At 53.0% G+C, this 20129-nt stretch carries 19 protein-coding genes; 7 read left to right on the top strand and 12 right to left on the bottom strand.

Annotation, left to right across the window (positions count from 1 at the left end):
* Genes NQ495_RS01885 through thiL form a run of 3 tightly spaced genes read right to left on the bottom strand, consistent with a single transcriptional unit; the run spans position 1 to position 2118 of the window.
* Positions 1–291 carry an FtsB family cell division protein gene (locus tag NQ495_RS01885; protein ID WP_009134672.1) on the bottom strand — a complete coding sequence of 97 codons (291 nt, stop codon included), beginning with the start codon at positions 289–291 and terminating at the stop codon, positions 1–3.
* Between the two features lie 43 nt (positions 292–334).
* Positions 335–1144, bottom strand: coding sequence for a bifunctional hydroxymethylpyrimidine kinase/phosphomethylpyrimidine kinase (gene thiD, locus NQ495_RS01880; RefSeq protein ID WP_009134673.1), 810 nt, complete (start codon positions 1142–1144; stop codon positions 335–337).
* Between the two features lie 29 nt (positions 1145–1173).
* Entirely contained in the window at positions 1174–2118 is a 945-nt protein-coding gene (thiL, locus tag NQ495_RS01875; protein WP_009134674.1) for a thiamine-phosphate kinase, read from the bottom strand.
* Between the two features lie 129 nt (positions 2119–2247).
* Between thiL and NQ495_RS01870 the strand changes: the two genes are divergently transcribed.
* Together NQ495_RS01870 and pyk are read left to right on the top strand one after the other, a co-directional pair.
* Positions 2248–2667, top strand: coding sequence for a type II 3-dehydroquinate dehydratase (locus NQ495_RS01870; RefSeq protein ID WP_009134675.1), 420 nt, complete (start codon positions 2248–2250; stop codon positions 2665–2667).
* Positions 2668–2797: 130 nt separating this feature from the next.
* The gene (gene pyk, locus NQ495_RS01865; protein ID WP_009134676.1) at positions 2798–4246 is read left to right on the top strand and encodes a pyruvate kinase; all 1449 of its coding nucleotides are present in this window, start codon (positions 2798–2800) and stop codon (positions 4244–4246) included.
* Positions 4247–4435: 189 nt separating this feature from the next.
* Here pyk and buk read toward each other — a convergent pair whose 3' ends face one another.
* From buk to NQ495_RS01835, 6 genes are all read right to left on the bottom strand, one after another.
* Positions 4436–5515: a butyrate kinase gene (gene buk, locus NQ495_RS01860; protein WP_009134677.1), complete on the bottom strand. Its 1080-nt coding sequence runs from the start codon at positions 5513–5515 to the stop codon at positions 4436–4438.
* Between the two features lie 36 nt (positions 5516–5551).
* The gene (locus NQ495_RS01855) at positions 5552–6454 is read right to left on the bottom strand and encodes a phosphate acyltransferase (protein ID WP_009134678.1); all 903 of its coding nucleotides are present in this window, start codon (positions 6452–6454) and stop codon (positions 5552–5554) included.
* A 101-nt stretch (positions 6455–6555) separates the two neighbouring features.
* Complete coding sequence (locus tag NQ495_RS01850; protein WP_009134679.1) at positions 6556–7773, bottom strand: acetate/propionate family kinase; 1218 nt, start codon at positions 7771–7773, stop codon at positions 6556–6558.
* Between the two features lie 37 nt (positions 7774–7810).
* The gene (pta, locus tag NQ495_RS01845; RefSeq protein WP_009134680.1) at positions 7811–8815 is read right to left on the bottom strand and encodes a phosphate acetyltransferase; all 1005 of its coding nucleotides are present in this window, start codon (positions 8813–8815) and stop codon (positions 7811–7813) included.
* 15 nt (positions 8816–8830) lie between these two features.
* Positions 8831–9196, bottom strand: coding sequence for a fluoride efflux transporter FluC (locus NQ495_RS01840; protein ID WP_009134681.1), 366 nt, complete (start codon positions 9194–9196; stop codon positions 8831–8833).
* A gap of 75 nt (positions 9197–9271) precedes the next feature.
* Positions 9272–9943 (bottom strand): response regulator transcription factor, encoded by a 672-nt coding sequence (locus tag NQ495_RS01835; RefSeq protein WP_009134682.1) that lies wholly within the window; start codon positions 9941–9943, stop codon positions 9272–9274.
* A 192-nt stretch (positions 9944–10135) separates the two neighbouring features.
* Between NQ495_RS01835 and NQ495_RS01830 the strand changes: the two genes are divergently transcribed.
* The 4 genes from NQ495_RS01830 to NQ495_RS01815 all read left to right on the top strand — a co-directional run bounded on the left by NQ495_RS01830 (position 10136) and on the right by NQ495_RS01815 (position 16465).
* Positions 10136–12121 (top strand): DUF349 domain-containing protein, encoded by a 1986-nt coding sequence (locus NQ495_RS01830; protein ID WP_009134683.1) that lies wholly within the window; start codon positions 10136–10138, stop codon positions 12119–12121.
* A gap of 18 nt (positions 12122–12139) precedes the next feature.
* Positions 12140–13777 (top strand): CTP synthase, encoded by a 1638-nt coding sequence (locus tag NQ495_RS01825; protein WP_009134684.1) that lies wholly within the window; start codon positions 12140–12142, stop codon positions 13775–13777.
* 12 nt (positions 13778–13789) lie between these two features.
* On the top strand, positions 13790–15670 hold the full coding sequence (yidC, locus tag NQ495_RS01820; protein ID WP_009134685.1) for a membrane protein insertase YidC: 1881 nt from the start codon (positions 13790–13792) through the stop codon (positions 15668–15670).
* 204 nt (positions 15671–15874) lie between these two features.
* Positions 15875–16465 carry a ferritin family protein gene (locus NQ495_RS01815; protein WP_009134686.1) on the top strand — a complete coding sequence of 197 codons (591 nt, stop codon included), beginning with the start codon at positions 15875–15877 and terminating at the stop codon, positions 16463–16465.
* 169 nt (positions 16466–16634) lie between these two features.
* Here NQ495_RS01815 and NQ495_RS01810 read toward each other — a convergent pair whose 3' ends face one another.
* The 3 genes from NQ495_RS01810 to NQ495_RS01800 all read right to left on the bottom strand — a co-directional run bounded on the left by NQ495_RS01810 (position 16635) and on the right by NQ495_RS01800 (position 19234).
* Positions 16635–17861 (bottom strand): L-serine ammonia-lyase, iron-sulfur-dependent, subunit alpha, encoded by a 1227-nt coding sequence (locus tag NQ495_RS01810; RefSeq protein WP_009134687.1) that lies wholly within the window; start codon positions 17859–17861, stop codon positions 16635–16637.
* 7 nt (positions 17862–17868) lie between these two features.
* Positions 17869–18801 (bottom strand): alpha/beta hydrolase, encoded by a 933-nt coding sequence (locus NQ495_RS01805; RefSeq protein WP_009134688.1) that lies wholly within the window; start codon positions 18799–18801, stop codon positions 17869–17871.
* A 61-nt stretch (positions 18802–18862) separates the two neighbouring features.
* Positions 18863–19234 (bottom strand): MmcQ/YjbR family DNA-binding protein, encoded by a 372-nt coding sequence (locus tag NQ495_RS01800; protein WP_009134689.1) that lies wholly within the window; start codon positions 19232–19234, stop codon positions 18863–18865.
* Between the two features lie 281 nt (positions 19235–19515).
* Here NQ495_RS01800 and NQ495_RS01795 point away from each other — a divergent pair, with 281 nt between their 5' ends.
* Positions 19516–20064, top strand: a complete 549-nt coding sequence (locus tag NQ495_RS01795; RefSeq protein ID WP_040294589.1) for a hypothetical protein — start codon at positions 19516–19518, stop codon at positions 20062–20064.
* The last annotated feature ends 65 nt before the right edge of the window (positions 20065–20129 follow it).

Raw genomic sequence — 20129 nt, 5'->3', positions numbered from 1 at the left:
CTACTCTTTGATAATATAAATTGTCTCTCCCTGACGTTTCATCAGGTAATGTTCGCGGGCATAACGCTCCAGGAAGGTATCGTCTTTGAGATTTTCAAGAATCGTACTGTCCTGCGTGATCTTCTGCTGGTAATAGTCGCGCTGGCTCTCCAGTTCATTCAGTTGCTGGTTGAGCTTCCATACCTCGATCAAGTTATTTTTGTCGAAAACCGTTATCAACAGGATAAAGATAATGATCGAGATCATCCACAGCCTGCGGTCTTTCAGGAATTTGTTTACGGAGAAATTCACTGTCCCGATTTTTCGTAAAGATAGCAATTAATATCTACCGGGCCTATTCCGCCCACCATTTATAAAAGTGATGCACCGGGCCGTGACCGTGGCCGAGCCGGTACTCGCAGCCGTTGAGAATCGCCTTGTGCAGATAATTTTCCGCCAGCTGGACAGCCTCTGCCAGAGGATATGCCAATGCCAGATATGAAGCGATGGCCGAGGATAACGAACATCCCGTTCCATGTGTATTCAGCGTATTAATGCGCTCGTAACGGTAATGGCGAATAAGTTTTTCGCTATCAAACAGATAGTCGGTCAACGTCTCTCCATCCAAATGCCCCGCCTTGAACAAAACCGCCCGCACCCGCTGCTGCGACATGGCAACGGCAGCACCAGCGAAATCCGCTTCCGACCCAATTTCCAACCCAGTCAGGTATTCTGTTTCGGGAATATTCGGTGTTACAACCGTTGCCAACGGAAACAGGTGGGTCCGGATCGCCTCAGCAGCCGGTTCATCGATCAATCGGCTACCCGAAGTGGAAACCATCACCGGGTCGAGCACCACATTGGTTACTTCGTATTTCTTTAACAACCCGGCAATCGCAACGACAGACGCCTCAGTCGGCAACATTCCCAACTTCACCGCGTCGACCCCGATATCCTCCAATACCGCGGCAATTTGCGCCGCCACCATATCGGCCGGAACATTGTGAATCCTGCTCACCCCAACCGTATTCTGGGCGGTAATAGCCGTAATCGCACTCATCGCATAACAGCCGCAGGCAGACATAGTTTTAATGTCGGCCTGTATGCCGGCACCTCCTCCGCTGTCGGAACCTGCGATCGTCAGAACTTTTTTATAGTGTTTCATGGACATCTCTTTAAAAAGCAATGCTTCGGTTAAAAATGGGCAAAACCCTCACATTCAAGCAAAACAGGATTGCCGCGATCCAACCAGCGAATCTCTTCTCCTGCTACAATCCGGCCGATTTCATAAAGCGGTTCACCGAATTTTGCCTTATAATCTTCGGCCAGCCGTGCCGCTGCACCCACATCCGCCGTCAGCAAAAGCTTATAGTCTTCCCCGCCCGCAACAGCCAGTTCGATAGGGGTGTTCGTCGGAATCATATCGAGCGAGACTTCTGCACCAACCCCCGACATTTGTAAAATGTGCAGCAGATCCGATGCAATACCGTCCGATATATCCATCATCGCATGCACCTCATTCCGCCCTCCTAGCCAGATACCTTCATTTACAAATGGTTCTGGCTTATTATGTAAAGCAATGAAGGGCGTATCCCGGCCGGAGAGCATATCCTGCAGTCCTTGGGCGGAATCGCCCAGGTATCCGGTTACGAATATCCTGTCTCCCGGTTTGGCGTCTCCGCGCCGTTTGAGATGTGTGTTTTCTGCGCGGCCGATAGCCGTTACGCTGACGGTGAGTCGGTCCCTGGCCGATGTGGTATCGCCCCCCAACAGCGGCACGCCGAACTGGGTCGAGAGGGCGTGATAACCGGCTAAAAACGCGTCGATCCACACTCCGGTCACACCCGGCGGCAATGACAAAGAGAGAAACGATGCGACCGGGGCAGCCCCCATAGCCGCGACATCGCTCAGGTTTACGGCAAGGGATTTGCGTCCCAACTGTTCAGGAGTGATCCGATCACGCAGGAAATGAATATCCTCCACGAGCAGATCGGTCGTTACGACCATCGATTCCGTCGTATTGAGCGGCAGAACCGCACAGTCGTCACCGATTCCTTCACATCCATGCGAGGGAATTGACGCGAACCGTTCCCGGATCAGCTCGATCAGTCCGAATTCACCTAAACCACTTAAATCCATTGCAATATGTATAAAAACCTTTCGGAAACAAACTATTCCTGCAATTTAACTGCAAAAATATGCGAAATATTCGATTCGGTGCTGTATTTTTGTGGCGAATTTGGATAATCAGGCAAATTGACGAATGCGATGAAATTATTGATTATGAACGGGCCCAACCTGAACTTGCTGGGCCAGCGCGAAAAAGACATTTACGGGGAGCGCTCTTTCGACTCCTACCTGCAGGAGCTCAAAGGCATGTTTCCCGAGGTAGAATTGGACTACTTCCAATCCAATGTCGAAGGCGAACTGATCAATCGCATTCACGAGGCGCGCGGCGTATACAACGGCGTTATCCTGAATGCCGGTGGCTATACACACACTTCCGTCGCGCTGGCTGATGCGATCGGCGGCGTGCAGGAACTGGTGCCGGTTGTGGAGGTGCACATCTCGTGCATACTGGCCCGGGAGGAGTTCCGCCACATCTCGCTGATCGCGCCCAAATGCAAAGGATCGGTGATGGGATTCGGACTCGATTCGTACCGGCTGGCCATCCTGAGTTTTCTTTAACATTCCTGAACGTATTTACCTCTCGGGCGAGGTATATTGGCACGGTCAGCGAGAATATTCGAAACAACACACGATTGAAGATTAAGATAAAAACGGAAGCTGCCTGGCTTCCGGTTAACAGAAACACAAGATGAAGAAGAGGACTAAAATTATCGCGACGATCTCGGACCAACGATGCGACGTCGAGTTTATCCGGTCGCTGTATGAAGCGGGCATGAACGCCGCACGTATCAATTCGGCGCATGTAACGACCGAAAGCGCCGCCAAGGTGGTGGAGAACGTCCGCAAAGTATCGGACCGCATTGCCATTATCATAGACACCAAAGGCCCCGAAATCCGTGTAACCGGTATGGCGCCCGGCTTCGAAACCGGCATTAAGGTGTCGCGCGGGGACATGATCCGGATCAAAGGCTCCGAAACGAACGAACCTTCCAACAACGAAGTGGTGTACGTCAACGACTCTTCGATTTACAAAGATGTTCCGGTAGGGGCCGCCATCCTGATCGACGATGGCGAACTGGAAATGGAAGTGACTGAAAAAAAAGACGATGAGCTGATTTGCCGCGTCAAGAACAACGGGGTCATCAAGCCGCGTAAAAGCGTGAACATACCCAATGTCCCCATCAACCTGCCGTCGGTGACCGAGCGTGACTTCGAATTCATCAACTGGGCCATCGACATGGATATCGACTTTATCGCCCATTCGTTCGTCCGCAAAAAAGAGGATGTGCTTGCGGTAAAAAAGATCATCGAGGAACGCAACAGTACGATCAAAATCATTTCGAAGATCGAGAACCAGGAAGGCGTGAACAACATCGACGAAATCCTGGACGAAACCTACGGCATCATGGTGGCCCGCGGTGACCTGGGGGTGGAAATCCCGGCCGAAAGGATTCCCGGCACACAGCGCTTTCTGGTCAACAAATGTATCGAAAGCAAAATCCCTGTCATCATCGCCACACAGATGCTCCACACGATGATCAGCAATCCGCGCCCCACCCGGGCCGAGATCAGCGACGTGGCCAACGCGATTTACCAGCGAGTCGACGCAGTTATGCTCAGTGGCGAGACGGCCAACGGCGACTATCCGGTCGAAGCGGTCGAAACGATGGCGCGCGTTGCCGCCGAAGTGGAAAAGGACCACAGCAACCCGAACATCGAGATGAACCTCGTGCGCATCAACAACGAAATTACGGCGCAATTGTGCCGGTCGGCCGTGCGTGCCACGCTGAACCTGCCCGTCAAAGCGATCGTGATCGACACGCTGTCGGGGCGCACCGGGCGCTACCTGGCCGCTTTCCGCAGCCAAAAACCCGTCTTCGCCGTTTGCTACCGCAAAAGCGTCATGCGCCACTTGGCTATCTCTTACGGCATCCATGCGATTTACAGCGAGCCGTCCATCAACCACGAAGGCTTCCTGCTCAGCATCCTCTACTACCTCGAGGAGAAGAAATGGCTCTCGAAAGAGGACCTGATCGTCGTACTGGGCGGCAGTTTCGGCGCAGCCAAAGGCGCCTCGTTCATGGAGATCGGCAATGTACTGAACCTGGAACACAAGGCACTGACCAATGCAAAGTAGCCTGCCGTAACCTTCTGCATCCAAACGAAAAAGAAGCAAGACACTACAAAAAGATAAGGGGTGAACGCCATGTTCACCCCTTATCTTTTACATTCGGCTGTTATCTTCACCTGTACAGGCAAGCCTTACCACAACTTCTGCAAGGCCGTATCCACATTCCCGGAAGGCACCTATTTAATACAAGTTCGATTATTTATATACTTCGGGCTGCCGCTCGCCGCGCAAAACCTCAAGGGCGTTGTCAGCCAGGGCCTGCATTTCATCCTCCCCAGGGATTACCACGACCGGGGCAACGAACTCCACCATCGCTTTGATGTAGTCGCAGATGAAAGCGCTGTAAGCTATACCGCCGGTGATCAGGATCGCATTGACATTACCGTGCAGGACAGCCGCCATACAGCCCACCTCTTTGCCGACATTATAGGCCATCGCTTCGATAATGCGCAGTGTCTTCTGGTCGCCGTTCAGACCGCGTTCTACCAGCTCTTTCACATTGTTCGACCCTGTCAGCGACACCAAACCGCCCCGGCCGCTGATCATCCGGTCGACCTCCCGTTCGGTATAGCGACCGCTGAAACAGAGGTCAACCAGTTGTTTGGCCGGCAGCGCCCCGGAACGCTCGGGTGAAAAGGGACCTTCACCGTCCAATGCGTTGCTGACATCGATCACACGGCCGTGCCGGTGTGCCCCGACCGAAATACCACCGCCCAGATGGGCCACGATCAGATTCAGGTCGTCGTACTGTTTGCCGACACTGCGGGCATAAGCGCGTGCGACGGCTTTTTGGTTCAGGGCGTGGAAAATCGAAACCCGCTTGAACAATTCATGCCCGGCGATCCGCGCGATATCCTGCAGTTCGTCAACCACCACCGGATCGGCGATATAAGCCTTTGCCCCGGGAACCATCGCAGCAATATCGGCCGCCAGCAATCCGCCCAAATTGGACGCATGCTCGCCTTGCGGGGCATGGATCAGGTCGTGCTTCAACGTTTCGTTTACCTCGTAAACGCCCGATGGAATCGGTTTGACCAAGCCACCCCGGCCAATCACTGCCGAAAGCGACTGAATATCGATATTCGCCTCCAAAAGTGCATCGACGATCAACTGCTTCCGGAATCCGAACTGGTCCGCCACCTGTTTATACGGTTGCAGCTCCTCGGTCGAATGGCGCAGCGTCCGTGAAAAAACTTCCTTTTCGTTGTCGAATACGGCGATTTTGGTCGAGGTCGAACCGGGATTGATGACCAGTATCCTGTAAATTTTCTCCATGATTATTGTTGATTTCCGGCCCGTGAGGCCTCAAAACTATTTTGCACTCAGCGCGGCCAGTGCGATCGAATAGAGTTTCGACTCGGCCGAATCCCCGCGCGAAGTAAGTACGCAAGGCGCCTTGGTTCCGGCCACCATCGCCGCCAGCGAAGCATTGCAAAGGTGGTTGGCCGATTTGAAGAAAACGTTCGCAGCATCGAGGTTAGGCATCAGCAGGCAATCGGCATCTCCGGCCACCGGGCTGGAGAGGTGTTTCGTACGGGCCACCTCTTCGAACAACGCCACATCCAACGCCAGGGGACCATCCAAAACCACGTCGCCCAACTGTCCCCGGTCGGCCATTTTGGCCAGCACGGCCGCTTCGACAGACGACTGCACGCTGGCAAGCAACTGCTCGCTCGGGGCAATCGCGGCAATCTTGGGGCACTCGACACCCAATACTTTAGCCGTCGCCGTCAGGTAACGGACGATAGCCGTCTTCTGACTCAGGTCGGGGTAGGGAATAACCGCCACATCCGACACGACCAGCAATTTGTGATACATCGGCAGTTCGAACACCGTTACATGGCTCAGCACCCCTTTGGGCGGCAGCAGTCCGTACTCCTTATTCAGAATGCCCCGCATATATTTATCGGTCGAAACCAATCCCTTCATCAGTACGTCGGCTTCACCGTCATTGACCATTTTCACCGCCAGGCTCACGCAGGCCACATCGCTTCCACCTGCGACGAGGGTGAATTTGGCCGGATTTATCTCCAGCGCCATACACACGCGCTGAATCTCCTCGGGATCACCTACCAGTGTCGCATCGACGATCCCCATGTCGACAGCTGCATTGACCGCCTCGATCGTATGAGCATCCTGCGCATAGGCAACAACTATTCTTTTCTTAGGCCGCCCCTTTACGGCGGTGATCAGCTCTTCCAGTTTCGTAATCATAGCTTAGATTTCAGTTTTCGGGTGTTAAAAGTACGAATAAAAAAGTTCCCCTGCCAACGCAGGAGAACTTTCCGCACTTTTTATACCAGCTTTTCGGCGAATTATTCCGAACGTTTTTTTAGCAAACGGAACGTATCCGACGCGATCACCAACTCTTCGTTGGTCGTAACGGCTGCCACCTTGACTTTCGAGTCGGGGGTGGAGATAATGATGTCCCTCGCACGGACGCCGTCATTGGCCTCTTTGTCGAACAGGATGCCCATGTATTCCATTCCTTCGCACACCCACTCGCGGACGAGGTAGTCGTTCTCGCCGACACCGCCCGTAAAGACGATCAGGTCGGCTCCGCCCATCAGTGCGGCGTACTGTCCGATAAATTTCTTGATCCGGGCGACGAACATCGCCAACGCCAGTTTAGCCCGTTCATCCCCGCGGTTTGCAGCGGCATGGATGTCGCGCATATCCGACGAAACACCGGTAATGCCGTAAAGGCCAGACTCCTTGTTGATCATACCGGAGAGACGATCGAGGTTAAGCCCCTCTTTCTCAGCAATGTAGATCAGCGCGCCGGGATCGGTGCTGCCGCAGCGGGTACCCATAATCAGGCCGTCCACCGGAGTGAAGCCCATCGACGTGTCGTACGACTTACCGTCCAGAATAGCGGTAATCGATGCACCGTTGCCAATATGGCAGGTGATGATTTTCGAATGGTCGAAATCGATACCGGTCATCTTGCAACCCACCTGTGCAACATACTTATGGCTCGTCCCATGGAAACCGTAACGGCGCACGCGATACTCTTCGTAATATTTATAGGGAAGGGCATACATGAAGTTTTTGGCCGGAATGGTCTGGTGGAACGAGGTGTCGAACACGGCGACCTGAGGCGTGTTCGGCAGGATATTCTCCATCGAAAGGATACCTTTCAGATTGGCCGGATTGTGCAGGGGGGCCAGTTCGAAGCAAGCCTCGATCTGCTGTTTGACGGTTTTGTTGACGACCGCGCTGTCCTTGAAATATTCGCCGCCATGCGCCACGCGGTGTCCGACGGCCGACAGTTCGGTAATGCTGTTCAGTACGCCGTGATCGGGATCCACCAGTGCTTCGAGGATCAGGTTGATGCCTGAAGTATGGTCGGGGATGCTTTTGGTCAGTTCGAACTTAGGTTTGTCTACCGGTTTATGTACCAGCAGCCCGTCCGACAGGCCGATCCGTTCGATCTGTCCTTTCACCAGCAGCGAATATTCATTCGCGCAGGACATTTTGATTACCTGGTATTTGATCGACGAACTGCCGCAGTTTAAAACGAGAATAGTCATTATTACGAGTGTAAATGATGAAATTTAGGATTCGTATTTATTTCATGCCGCCGGCCTGGCAGGCAGTGATTGCGACCAGATTGACGATATCTTCGACCGAACAGCCGCGCGAAAGGTCGTTGATCGGTGCGGCCATCCCCTGCAGGATAGGGCCGATAGCTTCGGCGTGCGCCATGCGCTGTACCAGTTTGTAGGCAATGTTGCCCACTTCGAGGGTGGGGAAGACCAGCACATTGGCCTTGCCGGCGATTTTGCTTCCCGGAGCCTTCTTTGCACCGATACCCGGCACGATCGCCGCATCGGCCTGCAATTCGCCGTCGATCATCAGCGTAGGGTCCATCTGCTGGGCCAGCAGCGTCGCGGAAACCACCTTGTCGACCATTTCATTTTTGGCCGAGCCTTTCGTCGAGAAGCTCAGCATCGCGATGCGCGGTTCGATGCCAGCGATCACGCGGGCCGTCCGCCCGGTCATAACCGCGATCTGCGCCAACTCCTCGGCAGTCGGATTGGGATGCACGGCACAATCGGCAAAGACCATCATGCCATGCTCGCCGAACATCGTGTCGGGAATCAGCATAATGAAGGCTCCCGATACAACGCTGATGCCCGGAAGCGTCTTCACATACTGGAATGCAGGGCGCAATACGTCGCCCGTGGCGTTGTTCGCACCGGCCACCTCGCCGTCCACATCGCCGTTTTTGACCATCAGCGCAGCCAGGTAGAGCGGATCGACGATCAGTTTTTCAGCCTGTTCGCGGGTCAGTCCTTTGCTGGCACGCAGCTTCAGCATCAATTCGACGTACTCCTCTTTTTTAGGATTGTTCTCGGGATCGACGATCGTAGCCTTACCGATCTCGTCGAGGTAATATTCAGAGGCCAGATGGTGGATCTGGTCCGGGTTGCCGATCAATACCAGCTTGGCGAAGCCCTCTTTGATGATTTGGTTGGCCGCCTTGATGTTCCGCTCTTCGGCAGCTTCGGGCAAGACGATGGTTTTGATCTCTTCTGCGGCTTTCGCCTTGATTCTTTCAACAAATTCCATGACTCTGTATTATATTCAGTTGTATTTCGTAATCAGGAAAAAACCGCCGGCCACGGCCAGCAGGGACAGCGCAATGCTGACCACCAGATAAAGGATCGCCCCCGAGGTATACCCCAAGCGGATCATCTTAAACATTTCAAGCGAAAACATCGAGAAAGTGGCGAATCCGCCGCAAAATCCGATCACAGCCAGGTAATACCAGTGTCCCGTCAGACGGCAGGCCACCAATGCCCCGATCAACAGCGAGCCGACGACGTTGACCAGCAGGCTGTGCCACGGAAAATGAGACATGGCCGCAAGCGGCAGCATGGCCCGGGAAATCGCGTAGCGCAGTGCGCTGCCGGCAAAACCGCCGATTCCGACCATTAAAATATCCTTCATCCCTTCGTTGTGCTTAATATCTTACAAAGATAGGGAATGCAAATTATTTGAAAAAGGGAAATCCGATTTAAATTTTCAATCCTCGTACTTATAACCGACCCCTTTGATCGTGACGATATGATGGTCTCCGAGCTTCTCCCGCAGCTTGCGGACGTGTACGTCGATCGTCCTGTCGCCGACGATTACATCGTTGCCCCAAACATTCGAGAATATCTCTTCACGTGAAAAGACCTTCTGGGGTTTGGAGTAGAGCAACGCGAGCAATTCGAACTCCTTGCGTGGAAGTACGATCTCCTTGCCCTCCTTGAGTACAAGGTAGCGTTCGCGGTCGATCACGATCGGCCGGTCGGCCGCCGGAGCCTCGTTCGGGACGGTGTCGAACCGTTTCAGCAACGCCTTGATGCGGCTGACGAGCACCTTGACACGAATCGGCTTGGCAATGTAGTCGTCCGCGCCCGCCTCGAAACCGGCAATCTGCGAATAATCCTCGCCCCGCGCCGTCAGGAAGGCAATCAGCGTATTTTTCAACTCGTCCTGTTTGCGGATCTCCTGACAGGTTTCGATCCCGTCCATCTCCGGCATCATCACATCGAGCAGGATCAGATGGGGAACTACTTCCCGGGCTTTGGCCACAGCCTCTTTCCCGTTCGTGGCCGTATAGACCTGATAGCCCTCCCGGATCAGGTTGTAACTGATGAATTCCAAAATATCCGCTTCGTCGTCGACCAGCAAAATCCGTTGCTCCATAATATTAAAACAGGTTTAAGTTTGACTGCAAAATACGTCAAATAATATTAACTAATTGTTAATTAGCAAAAATATTTACCCTGCGGAAAACCTCAGGGGAACTTTTTGGGATACCGCTGTGATTTTAAAGAAAAAACCTGTACATTTGTTCTTTAAATCCTGCTGTAGCGGGCTAACAAAACACCGTGCACGATGACTACTGAAACCGACAAAATCCTTGTTCCCGAGGAACAATCCGGAGCTCCCGAGAGCACCGCGGATACGCAAGAAACCACCCCGGTCGCCGCTCAGGCGGATGAACCGGCAACCCAAGAGACCGACGGAGAAGAGGCTCCGGCCGCTGTCGATTTCACCGACGAAGAGGCCGAACTGGCCGCCGATGCACCCGAGTTTGACCTGGGCGAAGAGGACGAGAGCGGCAATACCGACGAATCGTCCAAAGAGGAGGGTTCCGCTGCAACCGATTACAGCGGCAAATCCAAATCCGAACTGCTGGCACTTTTGTCCGATCTGTTGGCAAACAAGCCCGTACAAACTATCCGCCGCGACGTCGAAGCGATCAAAATCGCCTTCTACAAAGCTTACCGGGCCGAAGTCGAACGGGCCCGGCGCGCCTTCGCCGAAACCGGGGGCAAAATCGAGGAGTTCGTACCTACGCCCGACGATGCGGAACAACGACTGAAAGAACTGTTCGCCGAATACCGCTCAAAGCGCAACGACTTCATCGCCAAACTCGAAGAAGAGAAGGAAAACAACTATAAGGTCAAACTGAAAATCATCGATGAGCTCAAAGAGCTGATCGACAGCAACGAAACGCTCAACCACACCTTCAATACTTTCCGGGAGCTGCAACAACGTTGGAAAGAGACCGGCCCCGTGCCGCTGACTTATGTCAAAGATCTGTGGGAGACATACAACCTGCATGTCGAAAACTTCTACAACTTCATCAAGATCAATAAAGAACTTCGTGATTTAGACCTGAAGAAGAACTACGAAGCCAAATTGCAACTTTGTGAAGAGGCCGAGGCCCTCGTTTTGGAACCTTCGGTTATCAATGCGTTCCACAAACTGCAAAAACTGCACGACCAGTGGCGCGAAACCGGCCCCGTAGCCAACGAATACAAGGAGCAGCTCTGGGAGCGTTTCCGCGAAGCGAGCGCAAAGGTCAACAAACGCCATCAAGAGTACTTCAACTCCATCAAAGAGGAACAGAAACGGAACCTGGAGTTGAAAACCGAGTTGTGCGTAAAGACCGAAGAACTGCTCGCCGCACCGCTCTCGACGCGTAAGGAGTGGAACAAGGCTTCGGACCAACTGATCGAAATCCAGAAGGTATGGAAGACGATCGGTTTCGCCCCGAAGAAGGACAATACGAAAGTATACGAACGTTTCCGCAACGCCTGCGATAAATTTTTCGAAAACAAGCGCAATTTCTACCTGCAGATCAAAGCCGAGATGGAGAACAACCTTCACCTCAAGAACGACATTTGTGCGGCCGCCGAAGCCCTGCAAGAGAGCAGCGAGTGGAAAAAGGTGACCGACGAACTGATCGCCCTACAGAAGCGTTGGAAGGAGATCGGCCCCGTATCGCGCCGCTACTCAGACGCCGTGTGGAAACGTTTCCGCAGCGCATGTGACAAATTCTTCGAACGCAAAACCGCATTTTTCTCCTCGCTGGACAGCCAGTATGAAGAGAACCTGTCGAAAAAACGGCAATTGCTCGACGAGTTGAAGTCGTTCGCTGCCGAAGGTAAAGAGATCGGTTTCGAAACCCTCAAGGAGCTCCAGCGCCGTTGGGCGGAAATCGGTTTCGTACCCATCAAACAGAAAGAGGCGATACAGAAGGAGTACCGCAAAGCGGTCAACGCTATTTTCGCCAAGTTGCGCGGCAACGAAAAAGAACACCGCATGGAGCGCTTCAAAGGTAAAATCTCTTCGTTGGCCGAAGGGGGAGACCGCCGGCTGCGTTATGAACGGGAGCGTCTCTACAACAAAATGAAGCAGCTCGAAGCCGACATCGCATTGCTCGAGAACAACATCGGTTTCTTTTCGAAGAGCAAAAATGCGGAGGGGATGATCCGGGAAGTGAACAACAAAATCACGAAGGCCAAAGAGGAGATGGCTTCCCTGATCGAAAAGATCGATTTGATAGACAAACAGAATAACCAGGCAGAATAGAAGTAGATTAGATTTATCATGGCTGCAAGCAACACGACAAAAACCAAATACATCTTCGTTACGGGAGGTGTGGCATCGTCCCTGGGCAAGGGAATTATTTCAGCATCCCTGGCGCGCCTGTTGCAGGCGCGCGGATACCGGGTAGCGATCCAAAAACTCGACCCTTACATCAATGTCGATCCCGGCACGCTGAATCCTTACGAACACGGCGAGTGCTACGTAACCGAAGACGGCGCCGAAACCGACCTCGACCTCGGCCACTACGAACGCTTTACGAATATTCCGACTTCCAAAGCCAACAACGTCACCACCGGGCGCATCTACCAAAGCGTTATCAACAAGGAACGCCGCGGAGAGTTTCTCGGCAAAACCGTACAGGTGATCCCGCATATTACCGACGAGATCAAACGCCGTATCAAACTGCTCGGCGCCAAGAAGATGTATGACGTGATTATCACCGAAATCGGCGGTACGGTCGGCGATATCGAATCGCTGCCTTACATCGAATCGGTGCGTCAGCTCCGTTATGAGCTGGGCTACGGCAACACGCTGATCGTCCACCTGACGCTGATTCCTTACATGGCGGCTTCCGGCGAACTGAAAACCAAGCCGACCCAACATTCGGTGAAACAATTGCTCGAAAACGGATTGCAACCGGACATTCTGGTCCTGCGTACCGAAAAGCACCTGACCAACGAAGTGCGCCGCAAAGTTGCACTGTTCTGTAACGTGGACGTGAGTGCGGTAGTCGAATCGATCGACGTGCCGACCATTTACGAAGTGCCATTGATGATGCTGAACCAGAAACTGGACATCGTGGCGCTCGACAAGTTGCAGCTGCCGCACGAAGGCGAGCCCGATCTGGCGCAATGGATCGAATTCGTCGACAAGGTCAAGCATCCGAACAACCTCGTGCACATCGCCCTGGTAGGCAAATACACGGAACTGCCCGACGCTTACAAGTCGATTGTCGAATCGTTCGTGCATGCGGGTGCGGCAAACCACACCAAAGTCAAATTGCACTACGTCAACTCCGAAAAAATCACGCCAGAAAATATCGCGGCACAGCTCAAGGGCATGTGCGGTATTTTGGTAGCGCCCGGATTCGGGCACCGCGGCATCGAAGGCAAGATTACGGCGGTGAAATACGCCCGGGAAAACGGAATCCCGTTCTTCGGCATCTGCCTCGGCATGCAGTGCGCCGTCGTGGAGTTCGCCCGCCATACCCTCGGTTATGCGGATGCCAATTCGACGGAAATGGAGAATACGACGCACCCGGTAATCGACCTGATGGAAGAGCAGAAAGGTGTGACCGAAAAGGGCGGTACGATGCGTCTGGGCGGCTATCCCTGCACGCTGACGAAAGGATCCAAAGCCGCGAAGGCTTATGGAAAGACGCAAATTATCGAGCGTCACCGCCACCGTTATGAATTCAACAACGACTATCTCGACGAATTCACCAAAGCCGGGCTCAAACCGGTCGGCATCAATCCCGACACGAACCTGGTCGAAGTGGTCGAACTGGAAAACCACCCGTGGTTCATCGGCGTACAATACCATCCCGAGTACAAGAGTACCGTACAGAACCCGCATCCGCTGTTCGTCTCCTTTGTCAAGGCGGCCACGGATTATTGTCAAACCCATAACAGTAAATAATCGTCCCGATCAATGGATAAAAGAACACTAATCGGACTGATCGTCATCGGTGCGATCCTCTTCGGATTCACCTGGTACAACTCCTCGATTCAGGAAAAACTTGCGCAAGAACCACAAACGACTACCCAACAAGCCGCTTCCGAAGCGGTCGAAGTGCCGGCCGCAGATGCTTCCGTCACCGTGATGGACAGCGCTTCGGGCAGTGCCGCGGCTCAACTCGAACAACACATCGGCGTGAGCCTGTTCAAGGCGACCGAAGGCACCGAAAAGCATTATGAAATCGAGAACGACCTGATGAAGGTCACCTTTTCCAACAAGGGGGGCCGGGTGGCTTCGGTCGTGCTGAAAGACTACAAAACCTACAACGGAAGCCCGCTGGTACTCTTTCCCGATTCGGCTGCGGTCTTCGACCTGTCGTTCTTCGTCAAACAACAGTTCAATAATATCCAGATCAATACCGGCGACTACTATTTCGTTGCCGATTCGACCACCGACCTCGTTTTCGGGGCGAACGAAACGGAGAAGAGCTTCACGATGCGGCTCGATGTCGATTCCGCAGCCCATGTCGATTTTGTCTACAAAATTTACAAAGACAACTACATGATCGATTTCGACGTGCGGTTCGTGGGCATGGAGCGTTTGCTCGCCCAGAACCAGAGCGACCTCGAAATCATCTGGCAGAATGTCGGCATGCAAAACGAAAAGGGGTTCGACAACGAGAACAACTATACGACCATCGCCTACAAATACCCCGGCGACGAATCGATCGAACAACTGGGCATGTCCAAAGAGGCCAAGAGCGAAACGATCAACAGCAAGTTGAAGTGGGTGGCTTTCAAACAGCAGTTCTTCTCGTCGATCCTCGTGTCACAGAATGACTTCCAGAACGGGACGGTCGAATATACCACGTTCCAGCCGGGCGAGGGTAAAATCAAGACCTTCAAAGCCAAATTGTCGGTTCCTTTCTCCCCGCAGCTTACGGAGTACAACTTCAATTTCTATTTCGGCCCGAACAAATTCTCGGTACTGAAAAAATACGGCGACCTGCATTTCGAAAGGCTGATCCCGCTGGGCGGCTGGATCGTCGGCTGGATCAACCGCTGGCTCGTGATCCCGACCTTCGATACGTTGGGCAAGCACATCGCCAACTACGGAATCATCATTCTGTTGCTGACGATCATCCTCAAAATCCTGATTTCGCCGCTGACCTATAAATCGTATCTCTCGACGGCCAAAATGCGGCTGTTGAAGCCGGAAGTGGACAAACTCAACGAGAAGTATCCCAACCAGGCGGATGCCATGAAGAAACAGCAGGCGATGATGGCGTTGTACAAGAGCGCCGGCGTCAACCCGATGGGGGGATGTATCCCGTTGCTGATCCAGTTCCCGATCCTGATCGCGATGTTCCGCTTCTTCCCGGCGTCGATCGAGTTGCGCGGTGAGCATTTCCTGTGGGCAGACGACCTCTCGTCATACGACAGCATCCTGCAGCTGCCGTTCAACATCCCGTTCTACGGCAGCCACGTCAGCCTGTTCGCGCTGCTGATGGCCGTATCCGTGTACGTCTCATCGCGGATCAACTACGCACAGACAGCAGGTTCGGCCCCGCAAATGGCCGGGATGAAGTTCATGATGCTTTACCTGATGCCGATCATGCTGTTGCTTTGGTTCAACAATTACTCGAGCGGACTGAGCTATTACTACCTGCTCAGCAATATCATTACGATCGGGCAGACCTACGGTTTCCGCTACATCGTGAACGAGGACAAGTTGCACCAGCGGATGAAGGAGAATGCCAAGAAACCACAGAAAAAATCCAAATGGCAGCAGCGTTACGAAGAGATGGTAAAGCTGCAACAGCAGCAGGCCGCCGCAAAAGCTAAACGTAAATAGCTTCCTTTCGGTTTCCCATCACAAAAAACCTTGCCGCAAGCCCCGCATTTTCCAATGCGGGGCTTGTCGTTTCCGGACGGCGAAGCGGAATCAATGGGAGCTTGATCCCACAAGCAGAGGTTAAATGATTGTAAATACCGGATATGGTATATTTTTTGATTCATTATACACCAATCAACCTTTTGTCCAACTTACAACTCATGCATGATGAAAAACTACGTAGATGCGATGGCGGATGCCTTAGTGGATGTACTTAAATACTCCGATTCCAGTGTTGAATGGCCCGATATAGACGACCTGCAATATGACGAAGCGATTAAGCCCGAATGGTTTTATCCGGCCCTCCAGAGCGAAGGCGAATCGGAACTAATGGCGATCCTGCAATACACCCAGATGGCCGGGTTATACGACGAAGAGATCGGGGATCTCGTACTGGGCGTAGGATTGGTTGAAATGAAGCATTTCGCCAACGTGCGCGACGTAGTAATCAAACTGAAAGGTACAATCCCGCAGCCTCTGAATACTAAAAAGCTCGAACTGGGTAAAAATGCCGGCGAAGCATTGGTTATCAGTATTAAAAACGAAATTTTGACCATCCAATTCTACGAATCGGTCCAAGAGAAGATCGCCTCTCAGTCGAAAAGTGCAAAAACCATCCTGCAAATGCTTGACAAACTGATTGCCGACGAGAGCCTGCACCTGAAGCTCTTTTACCAGCAACTTGTCAAAATGAAACTGACGCAAGGCGTTGAATCGCTGAAATCGACCCTCACCCGCTACCTGAAACTGGACTAAAGCGAGGGGGCCGCAATAGAAGACAGAGGAGGGGAGAGGCGCGATGCCTCTCCCCTCCAATCGTTTATCCGAATCATGTATCCCGGTCGGCAATGGTTACACGTACCCTCCGATTCCCGACTATACCGCAGGAGAAGCGTGCATCAAAAAATGATAATCAGGAATCCCCCTAGAACGTTTTAAACGAACCGTCCTGCTCCTGCATGTATTTGGCCAAACCGCCCGTAGCGGTCTCCTTATAGAGACTCGGCAAATCATGCCCGGTTTGCTTCATCACCTCGACCACTTTGTCAAAGCTTACGCGGTGTTTGCCGTCGGAAAAAGTCGAGTAGCTGTTGGCATCCATGGCCCGGGCCGCCGCAAAGGCGTTGCGCTCGATACACGGAATCTGCACCAAACCGCAAACGGGATCGCAGGTGAGCCCAAGGTGGTGCTCCAACCCCATTTCGGCCGCATATTCGATTTGGGCCGGAGAGCCGCCGAACAACTGACAGGCCGCTGCAGCGGCCATTGCACAAGCAACGCCTATCTCTCCCTGACACCCCACCTCGGCTCCTGAGATCGATGCATTCGTCCGCACGACATTGCCGAACAGGCCGGCCGTCGCCAAAGCCCGGAGAATCCGTTTGTCGATGAAATTACGCGTTTCCTTGATTTGATAAAGTACTGCAGGCAATACACCGCACGAACCGCAGGTCGGAGCCGTAACGATTTTGCCTCCTGTAGCATTCTCTTCCGACACGGCCAATGCATACGCATATACCTGTCCTCGGCTCTTCATCGTCCCGGAATAGCTGTTGGCCCGGATCAGGTAGCTGCCAGCCTTGCGCCGGATACCCAGTCCTCCGGGAATGATTCCTTCGGTCTCGAGTCCGTGGTGAACAGCATCCACCATCACCCGCCAAACCTCTTCGAGATAATCCCAGATTTCATCGCCTTCGCACTGTTGTACATACTCCCAGTAGCTACCGCCCTGTTTGTCGCACCATTGCTGTATCTCCGAAACCGTTGACATGCCGTATACGTGCTCCGGTTGCGGGTCGCTCAGGTCATCACTGGCCAAAGCCCCTCCGCCGACACTGTAGACCGTCCAGGCCTGAATTACCGAGCCGTCGGCCTTCAGCGATTCGAACAGCATGCCATTGGGATGAAAATCCAGGAACACTTCGGGTTTCCAGGCGATCTCCAACGGAGCTACCGGTTCCAATACCGATTTAATCGCCACATCGGTCATGTGGCCGCGACCCGTCGCGGCCAAACTGCCGTAAAGCGTTACCCGAAAGCTGTCTACCTCGCGGTTACGTGCCAGAAACATTTCAGCCGCCCGTTTCGGCCCCATCGTGTGGCTGCTCGACGGCCCGTTGCCAATCCGGAATATCTGTTTGATCGATTCCATCTATCTGTTAATGGTTTATTTGGTTCGTATGTTCATTCATCCATTCGGTCATTACCTTAAACACCCGCTCACGCACCTCCGCACGCGAGAGCACCAGGTCATGCAGCCCGCCTTCGACAGCGACATCCGTCACATCGTCCCCCAGTTTCCAACCGTAACGGCGAATGTCCGCTACATTGAGCACTATATCGGTACGCATGCAACCGTCATTCCAGATGCGGGGCCTCGACGAACGAGCAGAATGCATGACCAACACCGGTATCTCCAGGTGCAATCCCCGGCGCAGCTGATGCTGCCCGCGGCGGATTGCGCCGAGCCATGCAAAATAGAGCGGAACTCCCTGCCGGGGTTTCAGACGCGGATCAAAATCCCATTCGCCTTTCATCGAGCGGTGAACGCTGACATAATACAGCGGGGAAAGCTCATTGCGCTTTGCTGCGTAAGGCATCAGCCGACTCAGCCACGCTGCCGCAGGAACAGCCACAGCCCGCTTAAACCAACCTACATTGAAAGCGAAAAACGGACTGTTAAGCACCAATCGGTTGACCTTCATCCGTTCTCTTCCCTGAGCGGCATACAAAGCGGCGATCAGCCCCCCGGTAGAATGTCCCAACAACGTGATATCCGTATTGCCATCCGATGCAATCCGCTCTAATGCGGCATCGATTTCCGGAAAATATTCGTGCAGGTCCCGACAATAATAGGCATGTTGATGGGGCAGGAGGGAGCGGCCGTATTTGCGCAGGTCGAGGGCATAGAAGTTCCACTCTTCGCCGGCAAACCGTTCCGCCATGTGTGTTTGAAAAAAATAATCGATATAACCATGCAGGTAGAGCACCGCCCGGTCAGAAGGTGCGGTGCTGTCGGCTCGCAGGAGCGTAGCGATCACTTTCCCCTCGTAATCGTCCGGCATTGGCAATATCGTCTCCGTCAGGTTCATGTTAAGTATATACCTATTTAGTTTTACGATTGTCGATTTTGAATTGTACGAAGCCCCGGATTTATGTTTTGTCCTCCTCCAACAGCCGCAACAGCGTTTCCCGCTTGGCACGCGGCAGGGAATTCACCACCAACCGATAAGAATCGAGGATCCACTCCCGAATCAGCGGTTCGGGTAAGTTTCCGGCCATATCCACTGTATTCCAGTGGCGTTTGTTCATGTGATACCCTTCTTTCACCTCCGCATAACGGTCCCGCAACTCGACCGCACGGTCCGGATCGCATTTGACGTTGATCCAGCGAAAATCGGCCATATCCGTCAACAGGAACATCTTGCCTGCGACCTTGTACACCAGCGTCATTTCATCGAACGGTGTGGTCTCTTCAGCCAACGGCAATGCCAGGCAATATTCACGTAATTCCAGGATGTCCATAAACAGAGCTTTGAATAAGTATCGTTTCTCTTTCAAACAGGCATCAGCCGTACATGAGAAGCATCCGGCGGCTTACCTGTCCGGCGACAGAACAAATGTAATTGAAAAACGGAAGAAAACCCATCCGAATTGCACCTTAACGGGAAAAAACCGCAAAGCCTTCAGTGCGTCCCTGCCCGCCGTTGTATTTTGGTACTAAATTTGTTTAAAAACGCAGTATCGCATTTATAATGATAACTTACAACGAATCGACTGAAACGTTTAATCTAATTCCAATCAAGATGAAAAAAATTGTACTGGCGTTATCCGCTATTCTGGTACTGGTTTCCTGCGCGCAAACCAAACAATGGACCGACAAGGAACGTACCGAAGTGAAAGAAGTCGTACGTGCCCACAAAGAGAAAACCATGCTCAAGCACATGGAAGACAACAATTTTGCTAATATCGAAAATTGCGTCGTAACCACCGTCGAAGGCACCTATCCCGATTACAACAAGTACGACAAGCTAACGGGGAAAACGGATACGCTGACCTCAGTGATGATCAATTGTACGACGGAGATGCTCGGTGCCAACTACGAGAATCTCCCGCTGGTATTCCCTTACCCGCAGCTGCAGTCGATCGGCATTCTGCCGGCAGACCTGACGCCGGATCAAATCAGCGCGTTTTACACATGCTTCACCGGCAAGGTGAAAGAAGCCTATCCGCAGCCGGCAACCTTCGCACAGGACATGTGTGTCGATCCGGGGACGACCGACATTATCATCGTCATGCTGCAGCAATGCGCCCAGGAACTTCAGGGCACACCCGCTCCGGCAGCCAAGAAATAGCCTTTCCGCAGGCAAACAAAAAGAGAGGGTTCCACGGGACCCTCTCTTTTTTACTTCTAATAGTC

It is taken from the genome of Alistipes indistinctus YIT 12060 (assembly GCF_025144995.1).
Taxonomy (GTDB): domain Bacteria; phylum Bacteroidota; class Bacteroidia; order Bacteroidales; family Rikenellaceae; genus Alistipes_A; species Alistipes_A indistinctus.
This window is presented reverse-complemented; position numbering and strand designations above follow the sequence as displayed.

What these genes read in the sequence shown, in the direction of transcription:
- thiD (WP_009134673.1), bottom strand. Translation starts at nt 1,144, where the DNA reads ATGAAACACTATAAAAAAGTTCTGACGATCGCAGGTTCCGACAGCGGA.
- thiL (WP_009134674.1), bottom strand. Translation starts at nt 2,118, where the DNA reads ATGGATTTAAGTGGTTTAGGTGAATTCGGACTGATCGAGCTGATCCGG.
- NQ495_RS01870 (WP_009134675.1), top strand. Translation starts at nt 2,248, where the DNA reads ATGAAATTATTGATTATGAACGGGCCCAACCTGAACTTGCTGGGCCAG.
- pyk (WP_009134676.1), top strand. Translation starts at nt 2,798, where the DNA reads ATGAAGAAGAGGACTAAAATTATCGCGACGATCTCGGACCAACGATGC.
- buk (WP_009134677.1), bottom strand. Translation starts at nt 5,515, where the DNA reads ATGGAGAAAATTTACAGGATACTGGTCATCAATCCCGGTTCGACCTCG.
- NQ495_RS01855 (WP_009134678.1), bottom strand. Translation starts at nt 6,454, where the DNA reads ATGATTACGAAACTGGAAGAGCTGATCACCGCCGTAAAGGGGCGGCCT.
- NQ495_RS01850 (WP_009134679.1), bottom strand. Translation starts at nt 7,773, where the DNA reads ATGACTATTCTCGTTTTAAACTGCGGCAGTTCGTCGATCAAATACCAG.
- pta (WP_009134680.1), bottom strand. Translation starts at nt 8,815, where the DNA reads ATGGAATTTGTTGAAAGAATCAAGGCGAAAGCCGCAGAAGAGATCAAA.
- NQ495_RS01840 (WP_009134681.1), bottom strand. Translation starts at nt 9,196, where the DNA reads ATGAAGGATATTTTAATGGTCGGAATCGGCGGTTTTGCCGGCAGCGCA.
- NQ495_RS01835 (WP_009134682.1), bottom strand. Translation starts at nt 9,943, where the DNA reads ATGGAGCAACGGATTTTGCTGGTCGACGACGAAGCGGATATTTTGGAA.
- NQ495_RS01830 (WP_009134683.1), top strand. Translation starts at nt 10,136, where the DNA reads ATGACTACTGAAACCGACAAAATCCTTGTTCCCGAGGAACAATCCGGA.
- NQ495_RS01825 (WP_009134684.1), top strand. Translation starts at nt 12,140, where the DNA reads ATGGCTGCAAGCAACACGACAAAAACCAAATACATCTTCGTTACGGGA.
- yidC (WP_009134685.1), top strand. Translation starts at nt 13,790, where the DNA reads ATGGATAAAAGAACACTAATCGGACTGATCGTCATCGGTGCGATCCTC.
- NQ495_RS01815 (WP_009134686.1), top strand. Translation starts at nt 15,875, where the DNA reads ATGATGAAAAACTACGTAGATGCGATGGCGGATGCCTTAGTGGATGTA.
- NQ495_RS01810 (WP_009134687.1), bottom strand. Translation starts at nt 17,861, where the DNA reads ATGGAATCGATCAAACAGATATTCCGGATTGGCAACGGGCCGTCGAGC.
- NQ495_RS01805 (WP_009134688.1), bottom strand. Translation starts at nt 18,801, where the DNA reads ATGAACCTGACGGAGACGATATTGCCAATGCCGGACGATTACGAGGGG.
- NQ495_RS01800 (WP_009134689.1), bottom strand. Translation starts at nt 19,234, where the DNA reads ATGGACATCCTGGAATTACGTGAATATTGCCTGGCATTGCCGTTGGCT.
- NQ495_RS01795 (WP_040294589.1), top strand. Translation starts at nt 19,516, where the DNA reads ATGAAAAAAATTGTACTGGCGTTATCCGCTATTCTGGTACTGGTTTCC.